Annotated in this window: 18 protein-coding genes and 1 pseudogene; 15 read left to right on the top strand and 4 right to left on the bottom strand. The window is 72.2% G+C overall.

Annotated elements, in window-relative coordinates; genetic code table 11:
• Positions 1–21: 21 nt before the first annotated feature.
• Positions 22–454, bottom strand: a pseudogene (locus Actob_RS43940) (amidohydrolase family protein).
• Between the two features lie 53 nt (positions 455–507).
• Here Actob_RS43940 and Actob_RS42740 point away from each other — a divergent pair.
• The 7 genes from Actob_RS42740 (at position 508) to Actob_RS42710 (ending at position 6,167) form a co-directional block, all read left to right on the top strand.
• Positions 508–750: a hypothetical protein gene (locus tag Actob_RS42740; RefSeq protein ID WP_284917639.1), complete on the top strand. Its 243-nt coding sequence runs from the start codon at positions 508–510 to the stop codon at positions 748–750.
• A gap of 182 nt (positions 751–932) precedes the next feature.
• Entirely contained in the window at positions 933–1,268 is a 336-nt protein-coding gene (locus Actob_RS42735) for a PadR family transcriptional regulator (protein WP_284922525.1), read from the top strand.
• Positions 1,261–2,313 carry a hypothetical protein gene (locus Actob_RS42730; protein WP_284917638.1) on the top strand — a complete coding sequence of 351 codons (1,053 nt, stop codon included), beginning with the start codon at positions 1,261–1,263 and terminating at the stop codon, positions 2,311–2,313. Before Actob_RS42735 ends, Actob_RS42730 begins: the two co-directional genes overlap by 8 nt.
• Before the next feature lie 10 nt (positions 2,314–2,323).
• A complete protein-coding gene (locus Actob_RS42725; protein ID WP_284917637.1) occupies positions 2,324–2,794 on the top strand; it encodes a calcium-binding protein in 471 nt (156 codons plus the stop codon).
• Positions 2,795–3,040: 246 nt separating this feature from the next.
• Positions 3,041–4,192 (top strand): Gfo/Idh/MocA family protein, encoded by a 1,152-nt coding sequence (locus Actob_RS42720; RefSeq protein WP_284917636.1) that lies wholly within the window; start codon positions 3,041–3,043, stop codon positions 4,190–4,192.
• Entirely contained in the window at positions 4,192–5,331 is a 1,140-nt protein-coding gene (locus Actob_RS42715) for a dihydrodipicolinate synthase family protein (protein ID WP_284917635.1), read from the top strand. Before Actob_RS42720 ends, Actob_RS42715 begins: the two co-directional genes overlap by 1 nt.
• The gene (locus tag Actob_RS42710; RefSeq protein WP_284917634.1) at positions 5,328–6,167 is read left to right on the top strand and encodes a sugar phosphate isomerase/epimerase family protein; all 840 of its coding nucleotides are present in this window, start codon (positions 5,328–5,330) and stop codon (positions 6,165–6,167) included. The genes Actob_RS42715 and Actob_RS42710 overlap by 4 nt, the downstream gene beginning before the upstream one ends.
• Positions 6,168–6,210: 43 nt before the next feature.
• Here the strand turns inward: Actob_RS42710 and Actob_RS42705 are convergent, their stop codons facing one another.
• Positions 6,211–6,537, bottom strand: a complete 327-nt coding sequence (locus tag Actob_RS42705) for a TfoX/Sxy family protein (RefSeq protein WP_284917633.1) — start codon at positions 6,535–6,537, stop codon at positions 6,211–6,213.
• A gap of 102 nt (positions 6,538–6,639) precedes the next feature.
• Between Actob_RS42705 and Actob_RS42700 the strand changes: the two genes are divergently transcribed.
• The 7 genes from Actob_RS42700 to Actob_RS42670 all read left to right on the top strand — a co-directional run bounded on the left by Actob_RS42700 (position 6,640) and on the right by Actob_RS42670 (position 12,981).
• The gene (locus Actob_RS42700) at positions 6,640–7,188 is read left to right on the top strand and encodes an RNA polymerase sigma factor (protein ID WP_284917631.1); all 549 of its coding nucleotides are present in this window, start codon (positions 6,640–6,642) and stop codon (positions 7,186–7,188) included.
• Positions 7,185–7,979, top strand: coding sequence for a cupin domain-containing protein (locus tag Actob_RS42695; protein WP_284917630.1), 795 nt, complete (start codon positions 7,185–7,187; stop codon positions 7,977–7,979). Before Actob_RS42700 ends, Actob_RS42695 begins: the two co-directional genes overlap by 4 nt.
• 3 nt (positions 7,980–7,982) lie before the next feature.
• A complete protein-coding gene (locus tag Actob_RS42690; protein WP_284917629.1) occupies positions 7,983–8,783 on the top strand; it encodes an ABC transporter ATP-binding protein in 801 nt (266 codons plus the stop codon).
• Positions 8,780–10,045: a hypothetical protein gene (locus Actob_RS42685; protein WP_284917628.1), complete on the top strand. Its 1,266-nt coding sequence runs from the start codon at positions 8,780–8,782 to the stop codon at positions 10,043–10,045. Before Actob_RS42690 ends, Actob_RS42685 begins: the two co-directional genes overlap by 4 nt.
• On the top strand, positions 10,042–10,644 hold the full coding sequence (locus tag Actob_RS42680; protein WP_284917627.1) for a hypothetical protein: 603 nt from the start codon (positions 10,042–10,044) through the stop codon (positions 10,642–10,644). Before Actob_RS42685 ends, Actob_RS42680 begins: the two co-directional genes overlap by 4 nt.
• Positions 10,645–11,071: 427 nt before the next feature.
• A complete protein-coding gene (gene mgrA, locus Actob_RS42675) occupies positions 11,072–12,061 on the top strand; it encodes an L-glyceraldehyde 3-phosphate reductase (protein ID WP_284922524.1) in 990 nt (329 codons plus the stop codon).
• Positions 12,062–12,144: 83 nt separating this feature from the next.
• Positions 12,145–12,981, top strand: a complete 837-nt coding sequence (locus tag Actob_RS42670; protein WP_284917626.1) for a hypothetical protein — start codon at positions 12,145–12,147, stop codon at positions 12,979–12,981.
• Between the two features lie 39 nt (positions 12,982–13,020).
• Here Actob_RS42670 and Actob_RS42665 read toward each other — a convergent pair whose 3' ends face one another.
• Positions 13,021–13,677, bottom strand: a complete 657-nt coding sequence (locus Actob_RS42665; protein ID WP_284917625.1) for a MerR family transcriptional regulator — start codon at positions 13,675–13,677, stop codon at positions 13,021–13,023.
• Positions 13,678–13,761: 84 nt separating this feature from the next.
• Between Actob_RS42665 and Actob_RS42660 the strand changes: the two genes are divergently transcribed.
• Positions 13,762–14,346: a monooxygenase family protein gene (locus tag Actob_RS42660; protein ID WP_284917624.1), complete on the top strand. Its 585-nt coding sequence runs from the start codon at positions 13,762–13,764 to the stop codon at positions 14,344–14,346.
• Positions 14,347–14,406: 60 nt separating this feature from the next.
• Here Actob_RS42660 and Actob_RS42655 read toward each other — a convergent pair whose 3' ends face one another.
• Positions 14,407–14,736 (bottom strand): ArsR/SmtB family transcription factor, encoded by a 330-nt coding sequence (locus Actob_RS42655; protein WP_284917623.1) that lies wholly within the window; start codon positions 14,734–14,736, stop codon positions 14,407–14,409.
• Positions 14,737–14,760 lie beyond the last annotated feature (24 nt).

Genomic DNA, 14,760 nt, shown 5'->3' with positions numbered 1-14,760 from the left:
GGTTCCGGGTATCGCCGCGGCTCAGGCGGCGTGGACCAGCTCGCCGCCGACGAAGGTCATCGCGACCTTCGTCGCCGCGATCTCGGCGTCCGGTCCGTCGAACGGATCACGATCGAGGACCACCAGGTCCGCCACATTCCCGGTACGGAGGCAGCCACTGTCGTCGCGATGGCTCACATACCCGCTCCCCGCGGTGTACGCCGTCAGCGCCGTACCCAGGTCGAGCCGCTGCGCGGGCAGGAACACCCGCCCGTCCGCCGCCCCGGGTCACCCCGGCTCGCAGCAGGTCACCGAACGGATACTGCCGCCCGGCCAGCGCCGGATCCAGGAACGGGTTGGTCAGCTCGTCCATCTGCGGCTCGTGCGCGGCCCACAGTGGCTGCGGGTTCGCCGTCACACCGAGCCGCCGGAACCGCGGCACGTCGGCCGGGTGCACGACCTGCAGGTGGGCCAGGTGCAGCCGGGTGTCCCGGAAGCCGTTCGCCGCCCGCGCCGCCTCGATCGCGCGTGGTTGCCGGCACCATCCTGGCCTGGACCGCCTTCGAGGCGAACGCGCACGCCGCCGGCCTGGACGTGATGGACCGCGACGGCCTCGCCTGGACCAGGGAATACGTGGTCCTGCCCGCCGACCGGTACCCGCACATCCGCAACGTCGCCGAGCACCTGAGCGACGTCGACCGCGAAGACCAGTTCGAGCTGGCCCTGGAACTGCTCCTGGACGCTGTCGAAGCCAGAGCGAGAAGAGCCTGACCCCGATTCGGTACGCCTACCCCTGACCCGGAAGCACCGGCCCCGTCCCGTGGCTACCCGCGGCGTTCGCCGGGCACCGGGCCGCCCGGCGACCGCCGGGCTGAATCCCGGGCCGGGGGAACGACGCGCGGCCACGTACAGATTGACTGTATATAAAGATGGTCTATATTCCAGTCGTGACGATGCAGGAACCAACGTTCTTCATCCTGACCGCGCTGGTGCGTACGCCCCTGCACGGCTACGGGATCATGCAGGCGGTCGAGGAGCTCTCCGAGGGCCGCGTGCGGCTCAAGGCCGGCACCCTCTACGCGGCGCTCGATCGCCTCAGCTCGGACGGCCTGATCGTCGTGGACCGCGAGGAGGCGGTGGGCGGCCGGCTCCGCCGGTACTACGTGCTCTCCGACGACGGACGCGCGGCGCTCGAGGAGGCGGTGGCGAGGCTCCAGTCGAACGCGAAGGTGGCCGTCACCCGGCTGCGCGAGGCGTTCGGCTTCATCGGGGGAGTTCAGCATGTCTGACCTGGAGCGCTCCTACCGCCGCCTGCTCTGGGCGTACCCCCGTTTCTACCGCCGCGAGCGTGGCGTGGAGATCCTCACCACGCTGCTGGACGCGGCCGAGCCGGGGCAGACCAGGCCGTCCCGCGGCGAGGCGATGTACCTGCTGCTGGTCGGCCTGCGGTACCGCTTCGTGCCGCCGAGCCGGATCAGCGCCGTCGTGGTCGGTCTGGTGACGCTCTGGGTGGCCCTGGTGTTCAGCGGCGCCGGCGCGGTCGCCGTCTACGCCGCCCAGCGCCCCGAGTCGCCCGACCTCGCCACGCTCGCCGACGAACTGGCCGGGCAGCCGGCGGCGACCGGTGTGGACGCGTCCGGCTACCACCCGGTGGAGCTGGCCTACCTCGCCGGCACGTCCGGCACCCTGTACGGCTATGCCGATCGGGGCTGGACCGGTTCCCGCCCGGTGCCCGACGAGCAGTCACGCGGCTACGACCGGGTGCCGGACCCGCCGGCTGTGCTCGCCGCCGCGTACCGGAAACTGCAGCGCGACGGCTGGACCACGGGCGAGCTGGTGCGCGACGAGAACTCCCCGGACGGCGTGTTCTGGGCCGGCCGCGGCGGCGCGCTGATCACCGTCGCCGGGACCTACGAGCACACCGGGATCACCATCTCCTGGTACCCGGTCGAGCCGCCCGGCCTGCTGGCTGGGGCGATCGCCGGTTTCCTGATCGGTGCCCTGCTGGCCTGGCCGGGCCTGACCTGGCTGGCACACCGGGCGGCCCGGACCGAGCCCGCCACCCGGCGCCGGGTGCTGCTGCTCAGCCTGCCGGCGATGACCGCCGCCGCGGTGAACAGCTTCGACTGCGTGGCGAGCATGTGGCCGGCGTCCAGCACGGCGGTCCTGCTCCGCACCGAGTTGATGTACCCGCTGGGCAACCAGATCGCGAATCCGCTGGCGCCGGCGGTCATCGGCCTCTCCCTGCTGGCCGCGATCGTCCTGGTGGCCGAGGCGCGATCGATCAACCGGCTCGCCCCGACCGGCCGGCGCTCGGGGGAGCCCGCTATATGATCACGCCGCCGTGGTGAACAACACCGACCTGCGAATGTTCGCCGAGGGCGGCTCCGGCAAGGACCGGCTCGTCGGCGGCTCGCGCAGCGACTTCCTGTTCGGCATGCCCGGCTCCGACCGGCTCTACGGCCGGGGCGGCAACGACCGACTGGACGCCGACACCGGCAACGACCTGCTCGACGGCGGCGACGGCGCCGACGCTCTGGCCGGCTGGGACGGCAACGACGTGCTGTCCGGCGGCAACGGCGACGACCGACTGGAGGGCCTGGACGGCGACGACATTCTGCACGGCGCCGGCGGCAACGACGTGCTGGAGGGCGACGCGGGCCGCGACCACCTCTACGGCGATGCCGGCGACGACCTGCTCTTCGGCTCGGAGACGCCGGCCAGCGTCGACGCCCTCGACGGCGGCCCGAACGGCACCGCCGGCGACGAGTGCCATCCTCACAGCCCGGACGTCGCGGTCAACTGCGAACGCTGAGCGACCACGAGAAGGGCCCCTTCGCGGGGCCCTTTTCCGTTTCCCGGGCCGGCCCGCGAGCGGTGTCCCGAGCCGCTTGCCGTGCGGTGTGACCAGTGCGGCCGGATCGCTGCCATCGCCGGATCGGTCCGGATCCGTCCATGGCGATCAACAGCCGGCTTCGTCGCCCCTTGTTCGAAGCGCGTTCGGGTCCTACGCTGCGATCAGCAGGAAAGCGCTTTCCTTGGAGCAAAGGGGTCCCGACACATGGCAGCGCGCAGATCGATCGGCATTGTGCTCAACGGAGTGACCGGCCGGATGGGTTACCGGCAGCACCTGGTCCGCTCCCTGCTCGCCATCCGGGAGCAGGGCGGCGTCGCCCTGCCCGGAGGCGGCCACATCTGGCCGGAGCCGATCCTGGTCGGTCGTGACCCGGACAAACTCGCCGCGCTCGCCGCGCGGCACGGCCTCACCGAGTGGACCACCGACCTGGACGCCGCGCTGGCCCGGCCGGACGTGGAGATCTACTTCGACGCGCAGGTCACCCAGCAGCGGGAGAAGGCGATCCGTCAGGCGATCGCGGCCGGCAAGCACGTCTACACCGAGAAGCCGCTCGCGGAGAGCTCGGTCGCCGCCGAGGAGCTGGCCGAGCTGGCCGCCGCGGCCGGCATCCGCAACGGCGTGGTCCAGGACAAGCTCTTCCTGCCCGGCCTGCGCAAGCTCAAGCGGCTGATCGACGGCGGCTTCTTCGGCCGGATCCTGTCGGTGCGCGGCGAGTTCGGCTACTGGGTCTTCGAGGGGGACTGGCAGGCCGCCCAGCGTCCCAGCTGGAACTACCGGCTGGCCGACGGCGGCGGCATCGTGATGGACATGTTCCCGCACTGGAACTACGTGCTGGAGGAGCTGTTCGGCGCGGTCCGCGGAGTGCAGGCGACGATCGCCACGCACATCGAGAAGCGGGTCGACGAGCGCGGCGAGGAGTACACGGCGGACGCCGACGACGCCGCCTACGCGATCTTCGAGCTGGAGGGCGGCATCGTCGCCCAGATCAACTCGTCCTGGGCGGTCCGGGTCAACCGCGACGAGCTGGTCGAGTTCCAGGTCGACGGCACGCACGGCAGCGCGGTCGCCGGCCTGCGGGGCTGCAAGATCCAGCACCGGGCGAGCACGCCGAAGCCGGTCTGGAACCCGGACCTGCCGCTCACCGGCCGGTCGTTCCGCGACGAGTGGTCCGAGGTGCCGGACAACGACGAGTTCGACAACGGCTTCAAGGTGCAGTGGGAGGCGTTCCTCCGGCACGTCGTCGCCGGTGAGACGTTCCACTGGGACTTCGCCTCCGGCGCCCGTGGCGTCCGGCTCGCCGAGGCGGGTCTCCGGTCCGCCCGCGAGGGCCGCCGCATCGAGCTGGGCAAGTCCTGATGGCCACGGTGAATCTGCCGTCCGGCCCGCTCACCCTCGCCGACCGGCGCCGCTGGGAGAACCCGAAAACCCCACCCAGCACCCGATTGGCGTACGCCGCGGCGCACGTGGTCGCGGATCCGGCGGCGCCGAACGCACCCGGCGCGCCGGCCGTCCTGGACTGGGCGGCGACCCTGGCCTTCCGGCACCACCTCTGGTCACACGGCCTCGGGGTGGCCGAGGCGATGGACACCGCGCAGCGGGGGATGGGTCTCGACTACGCCGCGACCAGGGAACTGATCCGGCGCAGCGCCGCCGAGGCCGCGTCGGTGGGCGGCCGGATCGTGGCCGGCGTGGCGACCGACCAGCTGACGCCGGGCGCTGTCCCGCTCGACCGGATCGCGTCCGCGTACCGTGAGCAACTCGCCGACGTCCTCACGGCGGGCGCCGTTCCGGTGCTGATGTGCAGCCGGCATCTCGCCGCCGCCGCCCGCGACGCCGACGACTACCTGTCCGTCTACCGCTCGTTGCTGGAGCTCTCCGACCAGCCGGTGGTGCTGCACTGGCTCGGCACCGCCTTCGACCCCGCGCTCGAGGGGTACTGGGGTTCGTCCGACGTGGACAAGGCCACCGAGACGGTGCTGGAACTGATCAACGGCAATCCCGCGAAGGTGGACGGCATCAAGATCTCGCTGCTCGACGCCGAGCACGAGATCCGGCTGCGCCGCCGGCTCCCGGCCGGTGTCCGGCTCTACACCGGCGACGACTTCAACTACCCGGAGCTGATCCGCGGCGACGACCAGGGACACTCCGACGCGCTGCTCGGCATCTTCGCGGCGATCGCCCCGGCCGCGGCCGCCGCATTCGCCGCCCTGGACCGGGGTGACCTGGACGAGTACGACCGGATCTTCGCGCCGACCGTCCCGCTGTCCCGGCACATCTTCGAGAAGCCGACGTTCTATTACAAGACCGGCATCGTCTTCCTGGCCTGGCTGGCCGGCCACCAGTCGCACTTCACCATGGTCGGCGGCCTCCAGTCGGGCCGGTCGGTGCCGCACTTCGCCCGGCTGATCGAGCTCGCCGACGCGGCGGGCCTGCTGCCGGATCCGGACCTCGCGGCACACCGCGCGAACCGATTCTTCGAGGTGATGGCGGGATGAGCGAGCACCCGAGCACGCCGCGGCACAGTGGAGGTGGCGTCCTGAGCCGGTTCTCGTTCAACCAGATCACGGCCAAGTCCTGGGGACTGGAGGAACTGGTCGCCGGCTGCGTCCAGGCCGGCGTCGGCCAGGTCGCGCTCTGGCGTGAGCCGGTCGCCGAGTACGGCCTGGCCCGCTCCGCCGCCCTGGTCCGCGACGCCGGCCTGACCGTCACCACGCTCTGCCGCAGCGGCTTCTTCCAGTTGCCGGACTGGTTCGACGACAACCGCCGGGCGATCGACGAGGCCGCCGCGCTGGACACGAAGGTGCTGGTCCTGGTCTCCGGTGGCCTCCCGGACGGCTCGAAGGACATCGCCGGGGCCCGGCAGCACGTCGCCGACGCGATCGCCCGGCTGGTGCCGCACGCGGCCGCCGCCGGGGTGACCCTGGCGATCGAGCCGTTGCACCCGATGTACGCCGCCGACCGCTGCGTGATCAACACCTGGGACCAGGCCATGACGATCGCCGCGCGGCATCCGGTCGGGCAGGTCGGCGTCACCGTCGACACCTACCACCTGTGGTGGGACGACACCGTGCTGGACAAGATCGCCCGGGCTGGCGAGCGGATCGCGATCTACCAGCTCGCCGACTGGATCACGCCGTTGCCGGCCGGCGTGCTCACCGGACGGGGGCTGCCCGGCGAGGGCTGCGTGGACATGCGGGCGTTCCACGACGCGGTGGACAAGGCGGGGTACACCGGGCCGATCGAGGTCGAGGTGATGAACGCCGAGCTGTGGGCACGGCCGGGGCGTGAGGTGCTGGACGCGACGCTCACCGCGTACGGAAGCGTCCTCTAGGAGCCGGGTCCGGCGGCGGCCGACGATGTCCGCGCCGGGCCCGCTATTTCGGCGGCAGGGAGCAGGCGAAGTCGACGCCGGCCCGGAGCCAGCGGGCCAGGCCGTCGTCGTCGAGACGGTCGCCGTCCACCACGATCCAGTTCTTCATCGGGCGGCCGGTGAAGTCGAAGACCCGGGTGCCCGGCTCGGCCAGGGCGGACTCCCCGGCCGCCGCGCCGAGCCGCACGATCAGGTCGTCACCCATCACGCCGACGGCCATGTTGCCGTGCACCATGAACGTGATCCCGCCGAACATCCGCTTGTCGGTCACCCCGTCGACGTCCCCGAGCCCGTCCCGGATCCGCTCCGCGAGCGCCTCGTCGAAAGCCATGCCTCACGCTAACCCACCGCCCGCGGGCCCTCGGCGTCAGCAATGTGACGCACGCCACTCCGGCTGGAGAACCGTGGGCCCCCTGCCGTCGTCTTGCTGGTTGTGAGACGAAGCCTGGACGCGGCCGACGAGGCGGAGCTGGTGCGGCGCACCGCCGCCGGCGACCGGCGCGCGTTCGACGAGCTGTACCGGCGCACCTCGCCGTGGCTTGCCGTCCGGCTGCGCCGCCGGTGCGCCGACGACGACGTGGTCGCCGACGTGATGCAGGAGACCTACCTGGCCGTCTGGCGGGCCGCCGGCGACTTCGCCGGCTCGGCCACCGACGGCAGCGCTGTCGGCTGGCTCTGGACCATCGCCGCCAACCGGCTGGTCGACGCGTTCCGCCGCCGCGCCCGGCAGGAGAAGGTGCCGGCCGCGCACACCGCGACGACGGTGCCGGCCGCCGAGGACGAGGTGATGGCCGCCCGGGTCGGCCACGAACTGGAGCAGGCGCTGCTGACCCTGCCCCCGGACGTCCGGCAGGTGCTGCGCGCGATGGTCCTCGACGGTCTCTCGGTCCGGGAGACGTCACTGCTGCTCGGGGTGCCGGAGGGCACCGTCAAGTCCCGGGCGCGGCGGGCCCGGCTCGCCCTGCGGGAGGCACTGTCATGACCGGACACCCCAACCCGTCGGTGATCTCCCGGTACGCGTCCGGCGATCCGGGCCTCGACGAGGCCGCCCTCTGGTCGGTCGAGGTGCACCTGGAGGAGTGCGCCGACTGCCGCGCCCGGCTGGCCGGCAGCACCCCGGCGGACGTCCTGACCCTGCTCGACCGGGTGCGCGACGAGCTGGACCGGGACGTCGCGACCGGACCCGCCCCGGTGCGGACGCGGCAGCGCTGGTCGGTGGCGCGGAACCGGTGGCTGGTCTGGCAGCTGGTGCCGTGGCTGACCATGACCGGCGCCGTGCTCGGCTGCGCGGTGCTGCTCCAGGCGCTGCAGCCCAGCATGCCGTCGCTGGTGCTGTTGCTGGCGCCGGTCGCGCCGCTGCCCGCGGTGGCGATCGCCTGGAGCCGGGGCAGTGACCCGGCCGGCGAGCTGATCGCCAGCACCCCGGCGGCCGGACTGCCCCTGCTGCTGCGGCGCACCGCCACGGTGCTCGCCGTGATCGTGCCGATGCTGCTGCTGGCCAGCGACCGGGCCGGCGTCTCGCTGGCCTGTGCGTTGCTGCCCTGCTTGGCCTTCACCACCACCGCCATCGCGCTGGGCGCGTTCATCGGCGTGCGCCGTGCCGCGCTCGTCCTGATCGCCGCCTGGTCGTGCGCGGTGGCCCTACCGGCGGTCTACACCGCCCACCTCCCGGTCGTGCTTCAGCCGGGCAGTCTCGGCGTCTGGGCGTTCATCGCGGTGGCCTCGGCGGCCTTCGCGACGGCCCGCGCCGACCGCTTTCTCAGGAGGAGATGACTCATGCGTACGGTGAGCGCGGCCGAGACCGCACCCACCACCCATCCGTGGGCGGTGCACACCGAGCAACTGCGCGTCCGGGCCGGCCGGCACCTGGCCGTCGACGGGCTCGATCTGACCCTGGGTACCGGGGTGCACGGCCTGCTCGGTCCGAACGGCGCCGGCAAGACCACGCTGATGCGGGCGCTGGCGACCGTGCTGGAACCGGCCGGCGGCAAGCTGACGCTGCTCGGCGAGTCCGTGGACGGGCGTGCCGACCTGCGCCGGATCCGTCGCGGCCTGGGTTACCTGCCGCAGCAGTTCGGCTTCTACCCGCGCTTCACGGTGCGCGAGTTCGTCGAGTACATGGCGTGGCTCAAGGAGATGCCGAAAGCCACGGTGCCCGGCGCGGTGCAGCGGGCGATCGAGCGGGTCGGCCTGGCCGACCGGGCCGGCGCGCGGCTGAAGACGCTCTCCGGCGGCATGCTGCGCCGGGTCGGCATCGCCCAGGCGATCGTCAACGATCCGGCACTCCTGCTGCTCGACGAGCCGACCGTCGGGCTCGACCCGGAGCAGCGCCTCGACTTCCGCGAGCTGTTGCGCGACCTGGGGGTGGACAGCTGTGTCCTGGTCTCCACCCACCTGGTCGAGGACGTGGTCGCCGCGTGCGGTGACGTCGTGATGATCAACCAGGGCCGGCTGGTCTTCCAGGGCACGCCGGACGACCTGGTCGCGCAGGGTGGCGACGGCGACGCCGGGGACAGCCCCGCCGAACGTGGCTATTCGGCGCTGCTGCGCCGGGACCGGGCGGGGGCGTGCCGATGAGCCGCATCCTGCGCATCGAGATCCGCCGCTCCGCGGCGCTCGGGTCCGCCCTGATCCTGCTGGTCGCCGGCGTGGCGCTGCTCTACCTGTTCGACGAAACGGACTGGCCGACCGGCTGGATGCAACTGGCCATGACCCAGCGGCTGTACCTCGCGGTGCTCTGGCCGCTGGCCCTGGCCGCCGGCGCCTGGGAAGGCCGCCGCGAGCGGCAGGCGAACATGACCGAGCTGCTCGCCACCACGCCCCGGCCGCGGGTGCACCGCGCCGTGCCGACGCTGCTGGCGATGGCGGTCACCCTCACCGCCGGCTACCTGCTGATGGGCGCCGCGGGCGCCGTTTCCCTGGTCGGTACCGCTCTGTACCTGCCGCCGGCGGTGCTGACCGTCACCGTGGTCGGCGTGCTGTCGCTGGTCGCGGCGGTCTGGGTGGGTCTCGCGATCGGCCGCCTGCTGCCGTGGCTGGTGACCGCGCCGCTGCTGGCGGTGGCCGGTCTCGGACTGCTGCTCACCATCCCCGGCGCCACCCGGCCCCGCGGCTGGCTGGCGCTGGTCTTCTCGCCGATCTACGAGATGAACATGCCGGACGCCTACACCACAGTGCCCGGCCGGGTCAGCGCCGCGCAGGCGAGCTGGCTGGGCGCGCTGGCGATCACCGGGCTGCTGTTGTTCGCGGCTCGCGGCTGGCGGATCCGGGTGGCGGCGCTGCTGCCGGTGGTGCTCGGCGCCACCCTGGCGATCGCTGTCATGCCGCATCAGAACCGGCTCGTCGTCGACTCGGTGGATCATGCGGCCCAGGTGCTGGTCTGCGCCCCGGACGAGCCGCGGGTGTGCGTCAGCCGGGTGCACGAGGGGCTGCTGCCTCAGGTGGTTCCGCAGGCCCGGGCGGCGTTGGCGCTGCTGGCGAGGCTGCCCGGCGGGCCGACCCGGGTGAACGAGGACACCACCACCTACATCCCGTACGTGCCGGCCCCACGGAACGCCGGCGTGGCGCTCGTGCCGATCCGGAACGGCGAGATGGACGACCTGACGCAGGAGATCGTGATCGCGGCGTTCGCCGGGTCCTACGACTGCCCGAACGGCCCCGACTGGCGGGACTCGCTCGCCGCCGCGTACCTGCTGATCGGGCGCCAGCCGGTGACCGAGGAGGCCGACGACACCGCCGCCGCCGTGGTCCGCTGGCAGCAGCTGCGGGCTCTGCCGGCCGGGCAGGCGACCGCCCGGCTCGTCGCGATCCGCCAGGCCGCGGTGGGTTGCACGTCGTGAGGTGGCTGGCGCTGTACCTGCGCTCCCGGCGGGCCCCGATGGCCCTGGCCCTGGCCGGTGGTTGCGCCGGCTTGATGTGGGGGCTGTGGGCCGGATTCGGGAAGACCCGGGACGCGGACCCGCCGCTGGTGGTGCTGACCGTGCTGCTGCTGGTGTCGGCCCTGACCGTGACGCTGAGCAGCCCGGACTACGCCCTGGACCGCACCGCCGCGGTGTCCTGGCCGCCGCGCCGGGCCGCCCACCTGCTGGCCGCGCTGCTGATCGTGCTGGGCCTGCTGGCGATCACGTTGCTCACCTCGGCCCGGATCGGCCCGGCGTCGGTGGTGCTCCGCGACGCGGCCGGGCTGCTCGGCCTGACCGCGCTCGGCGCCAGCCTGCTCACCCCGGTCCGCTCCTGGTTCCTGCCGCTCGGCTGGACTCTGGCCGCCGTCATGTTCCCCCGCTCGGACACGGTCGTCGGCCAGCTGCTCACGTGGCAGTCCCAGGACCCGGGCAACACCCCGGCCGCCCTGTTGGCGCTGCTCGCGGCGGTCGCGGGCCTCGCCACCTACGCGCTGGCCGGCCCGTCCCGCCGAGCCACCGCCGACCTGCCCGCCTGACCGCCTGACCGGCCTGACCGCCTGACCGGCCGGGCCGCCTGGCCGGCCGGTCAGCGTGTCTGGCCGGGCTCCCGGACCTGCTCGCCTGACTACCTTCGGCCTCACCTGCCCGTCCCGCCGGCCGTTCCACCCCGGCAAAGGGCTGACCGGCTGTGCCCGGTGCGACTGCCGCCGGGTTTCCGGGAGGGGCAGCGGACCCGCACGACACGCGTTGCGGTCGTGCGGGGGCCGGGCCTCGCGTGCCGATTGCCACGGGGCGCCAAGTCGTACCGGAAAAGGATCCGCAAGCTCTGGGGCGGCGTGGCGGCAGCGAGGGTGGTTGGGGTTGCGGCAGCGAGGGTTGTGCGGACCGCGACCGGAAGCAGCCGGAGTGCGGTAGGAATCAACGGTGAGTTCCTATGCGGCCGCGACGGCCCGTTATGACGCCATGGAGTACCGCCGCTGTGGGCGCAGCGGCCTCAAGCTGCCCGCGATCTCCCTGGGGTTGTGGCACAACTTCGGTGACGACAAGCCGATCGAGACGCAGCGTGCGGTGCTGCGGCGCGCGTTCGATCTCGGCGTCACGCACTTCGACCTGGCCAACAACTACGGCCCGCCGTACGGTTCCGCCGAGGTCAATTTCGGTCGGCTGCTGGCCGAGGACTTCGCGCCCTACCGCGATGAGCTGGTCATCTCGACCAAGGCCGGTTATGACATGTGGCCGGGACCCTACGGCGAGTGGGGGTCGCGGAAGTATCTGACGGCGTCGCTGGACCAGTCGCTGCGGCGGATGAACGTGGACTATGTGGACATCTTCTACTCGCACCGGTTCGACCCGGAGACGCCGCTCGAGGAGACGATGGGCGCGCTGGACGCCGCGGTCCGGGCGGGCAAGGCGCTGTACGTCGGCATTTCGTCGTATTCGCCGGCGAAGACCGCCGAGGCCGCCGCGATCCTTCGCGACCTGGGCACGCCGTTGCTGATCCACCAGCCGTCCTACTCGATGCTGAACCGGTGGGTCGAGGGCGAGCTGCTCGACGTGCTGGAGCGGGTCGGCGCCGGGTGCATCGGATTCTCGCCGCTGGCCCAGGGCATGCTCACCGACCGCTACCTGAACGGGGTGCCGGAGGGGTCCCGGGCGGACGAGCAGAAGTCGCTGACCAAACAGTGGCTAACCGAGGAGAACCTCGGCAAGATCCGGGCGCTGAACGCGATAGCCGAGCGGCGCGGGCAGAGCCTGGCCCAGATGGCGATCGCCTGGTCGGTACGCGACCCGCGGATGACCTCGGTGGTGCTCGGCGCGAGCAGCGTCGCCCAGCTGGAGAACAATCTGGCGGCGCTCGGCAACACCTCGTTCACCGACGCCGAGCTGGCGGAGATCGATCAGCACGCGACGGAGTCCGGGATCAACCTGTGGGCGCGGTCGAGCGCGTACTGACGGGGGCGCCCTTTCTCCCGGCATGTGACAGAGACAGGATAGGGCCACTATCCAATTGATGGTGTTCGCTGTAGCTTCACGGGATGAAGGACGTCACGCCCGCGATCCGAGCCGGTTTCCTCATCCCGCTGGCGGTCTGCGCCGGCCTCCAGGTGCTGCTGCTGTTCGTGCTCGGCGGCCGCGGTTTCGCCTGGACGTTCCAGTCACCGCTGTCCGCGGCCACGATGGGCGCCGGTTACTGCGGCGGCCTGGCCATGCTGGTCGCGTCGCTGCGGCTGCGGCGGTGGGTGGACGTCCGGGTGGCGTATCTCAGCACGCTCGCGTTGATGGTGCTGATGTTGCTGGTCACGCTGCGCTACGCGGGCCGGACCCACCTCGGCGGCGGTGACATCGTCGCCTTCGGCAACGCCTGGGGCTGGCTGATCGTGCACCTGCTCGCCCCGGTGGCCGGCGCGATCCTGCTGGCGCTGCAGGTCCGGGCGCCCGGGCAGAACCCGCGGCGCGAGTTCCCCCGCCTCTGGCTGACCGTGCTGCCGGTCGCCGTCGTGGCCCTGATCGGCACCGGTGTCGGCCTGTTCGCGCTGCTCTTCCCGGCCACGGCCGCCGACCGGTGGCCCTGGCCGGTCAGCGAACTCGACGTCTCCGCGCTGGGGGTGTGGGCGCTGGTCTTCGGGATCGGCTCGATCCTCGCCATCCGGGAGGGCGATCCGGACCGCCAGCGCGCCGGCGCCATCAACTACCTGGTCGCCGGTGCGGCCGGCGTGATCGGCCTGCTTCGCTACCCCGGCGAGGTCCGCTGGGACAGCACGCTGAGCTGGGTGTACCTGATTCTGATGATCCTGCTGGCGCTGACCGGCGCGGTCGGCTGGCTGCTGGCGGGTCCTGCCGAGCGCTGGCGTTCTCCGGCTCTGGCCGATTGAGCCCACATCGGGGTACGCCCGCGACGTGGGCCGACCGGGCTAGACGCCGTCGAGGGGGCTGATCGGGCGGCGGCCGTGCAGGCGGGCCGAGACGTCCTCGTGGGCCAGCCGGCGGACCGCGAGCAGGATCGGCTCGTAGAGCACCGTGTAGGCGACCGTTGCCTCGATCGCCTCGTCCAGGTCCCGGTGGCCGTCGATGAAGCGGTACTCGCCCTCGGCGAGCGGGTGCATCGCGGCGGCGTAGCGGCGCAGGTGCTCGATGCCGTCGCGGTAACCGAGCCGGCGCAGCGCGACGATCGACCTGGTCAGCGCGTTCAGGGACGGGCTGAAGTCATTGATCAGCCAGCCCAGCTCGGTCATCAGGGCGAGCACCTCGCCGTGCACCTCGTCCCAGAGCGGATCGCCGGCCGGCGCCTCGACCAGCGGCGGCAGCATGTACTGCGCGACGCCGAGCCGCTCGTGCCGGCTCAGCGTGCTCTCGCCGGCCGCGAAGAGCACGTTTCGCACCTGGTCGATGCTCATGCCGCCGATCTGCTGCATGGCGCGGACCAGGCGCAGCCGGCGCAGATGGCTGTCGTCGTAGGCGGACTGCCGTGCGTTGATCGGCGTCCCCGGCTCCAGCAGGCCCTCACGCAGGTAGAACTTGATGGTGGCGATGGGCACACCGCTTTCGGTGCTGAGTTCGGACAGGCGCACGCTGAGCCATTCTTCCGGAACGGTCTGGACAGCGACCGCCGTCAATAGGATAGTGGAACTATCTTATAGCGGAGGGAGCCCGCGATGGCCGGGTCGGCGCTGTTCCACGGAACTCAACTGCTCATGCACCCGCGCTGGCAGCGCACCGGGCCGGTGGACGACCAGGTGCACCGCGGCCGGTTCATGGCCGACAACGAGGAGCCGATCGCGATCTTCCTGGTCGGCATGCGGATCAACCGGTGGCGCTCGCTGCGCAGCTGGCTGTCGGTGATGTTCGCGATGCCCGGGATGCTCCGCGAGCTCGCCGCCGACCCGGAGAGCGGCCTGCTCGGCTACCAACTGCTCGGCGGCCCCGGGCTGCGTCAGGTCACGCTGATCCAGTACTGGCGCCGGGCCGGCGACATCCGCGCGTTCGCGCACGACGGCGCCCGGCTGCACCGCCCGGCGCAGGACCGGTTCTGGAAGCGGTACTTCGCGGGTAACGGCGCGGTCGGCATCTGGCACGAGATGTTCTCCGTGCCGAAGGGCGCCTACCAGTGTCTTTACGGGGACATGCCGGCCACCGGGATCGGCGCCGTCCGCGGCCTGCGGCCGGTGGTGCCGAAAGGCGAGCACGGGGGCTACCAGCCGACCACGGAGCCGATCTTTCACTCCCAGCTACGGGGCTGAGCTTCCGGCGTACCGGAAAGCGGTCATCCGGGGCTGAGCTTCCGGCGTAGCGGAAAGCGGTCATTTCTGGGCGCGGAGCTGGACCAGCAGGCCGTCCCGGTCGGTGAGGACCGCGCCGAGGATCCGGCGGCCCGCTGCCAGCAGGTCCGCGACATCCGGGGTGCTCAGGGCATACATGACCAGGGCGCCGTCCCGGAACGAGGTGACGATGCCGGCCCGGCGGAGCACCGCGAGCTGCTGGGAGAGGTTCGAGGCCTCGACGTCTATTTCGGCCAGCAGATCGCGGACCGGCCGCGGGCCGTCCTGCAGCAGTTCCAGGACTCGGATCCGGACCGGGTGGCCGAGAGTCCGGAACATCTCGGCCTTCGCCTGGTACAGCGGCACTGACACGGCGGATGCCCTCCAGTCGTTCAC

The sequence above is a fragment of the Actinoplanes oblitus genome, assembly GCF_030252345.1.
Classification (GTDB): Bacteria; Actinomycetota; Actinomycetes; order Mycobacteriales; family Micromonosporaceae; genus Actinoplanes; species Actinoplanes oblitus.
Note: the sequence above shows the minus strand (reverse complement) of the source record. Positions and strands in the feature narration are given on the sequence as shown.

Coding starts and splice junctions, on each gene's coding strand:
- Actob_RS42670 (WP_284917626.1), top strand. CDS start 12,145: ATGAAGGACGTCACGCCCGCGATCCGAGCCGGTTTCCTCATCCCGCTG.
- Actob_RS42690 (WP_284917629.1), top strand. CDS start 7,983: ATGCGTACGGTGAGCGCGGCCGAGACCGCACCCACCACCCATCCGTGG.
- Actob_RS42685 (WP_284917628.1), top strand. CDS start 8,780: ATGAGCCGCATCCTGCGCATCGAGATCCGCCGCTCCGCGGCGCTCGGG.
- Actob_RS42730 (WP_284917638.1), top strand. CDS start 1,261: ATGTCTGACCTGGAGCGCTCCTACCGCCGCCTGCTCTGGGCGTACCCC.
- Actob_RS42720 (WP_284917636.1), top strand. CDS start 3,041: ATGGCAGCGCGCAGATCGATCGGCATTGTGCTCAACGGAGTGACCGGC.
- Actob_RS42735 (WP_284922525.1), top strand. CDS start 933: ATGCAGGAACCAACGTTCTTCATCCTGACCGCGCTGGTGCGTACGCCC.
- Actob_RS42705 (WP_284917633.1), bottom strand. CDS start 6,537: ATGGCTTTCGACGAGGCGCTCGCGGAGCGGATCCGGGACGGGCTCGGG.
- Actob_RS42710 (WP_284917634.1), top strand. CDS start 5,328: ATGAGCGAGCACCCGAGCACGCCGCGGCACAGTGGAGGTGGCGTCCTG.
- Actob_RS42660 (WP_284917624.1), top strand. CDS start 13,762: ATGGCCGGGTCGGCGCTGTTCCACGGAACTCAACTGCTCATGCACCCG.
- Actob_RS42715 (WP_284917635.1), top strand. CDS start 4,192: ATGGCCACGGTGAATCTGCCGTCCGGCCCGCTCACCCTCGCCGACCGG.
- Actob_RS42695 (WP_284917630.1), top strand. CDS start 7,185: ATGACCGGACACCCCAACCCGTCGGTGATCTCCCGGTACGCGTCCGGC.
- mgrA (WP_284922524.1), top strand. CDS start 11,072: ATGGAGTACCGCCGCTGTGGGCGCAGCGGCCTCAAGCTGCCCGCGATC.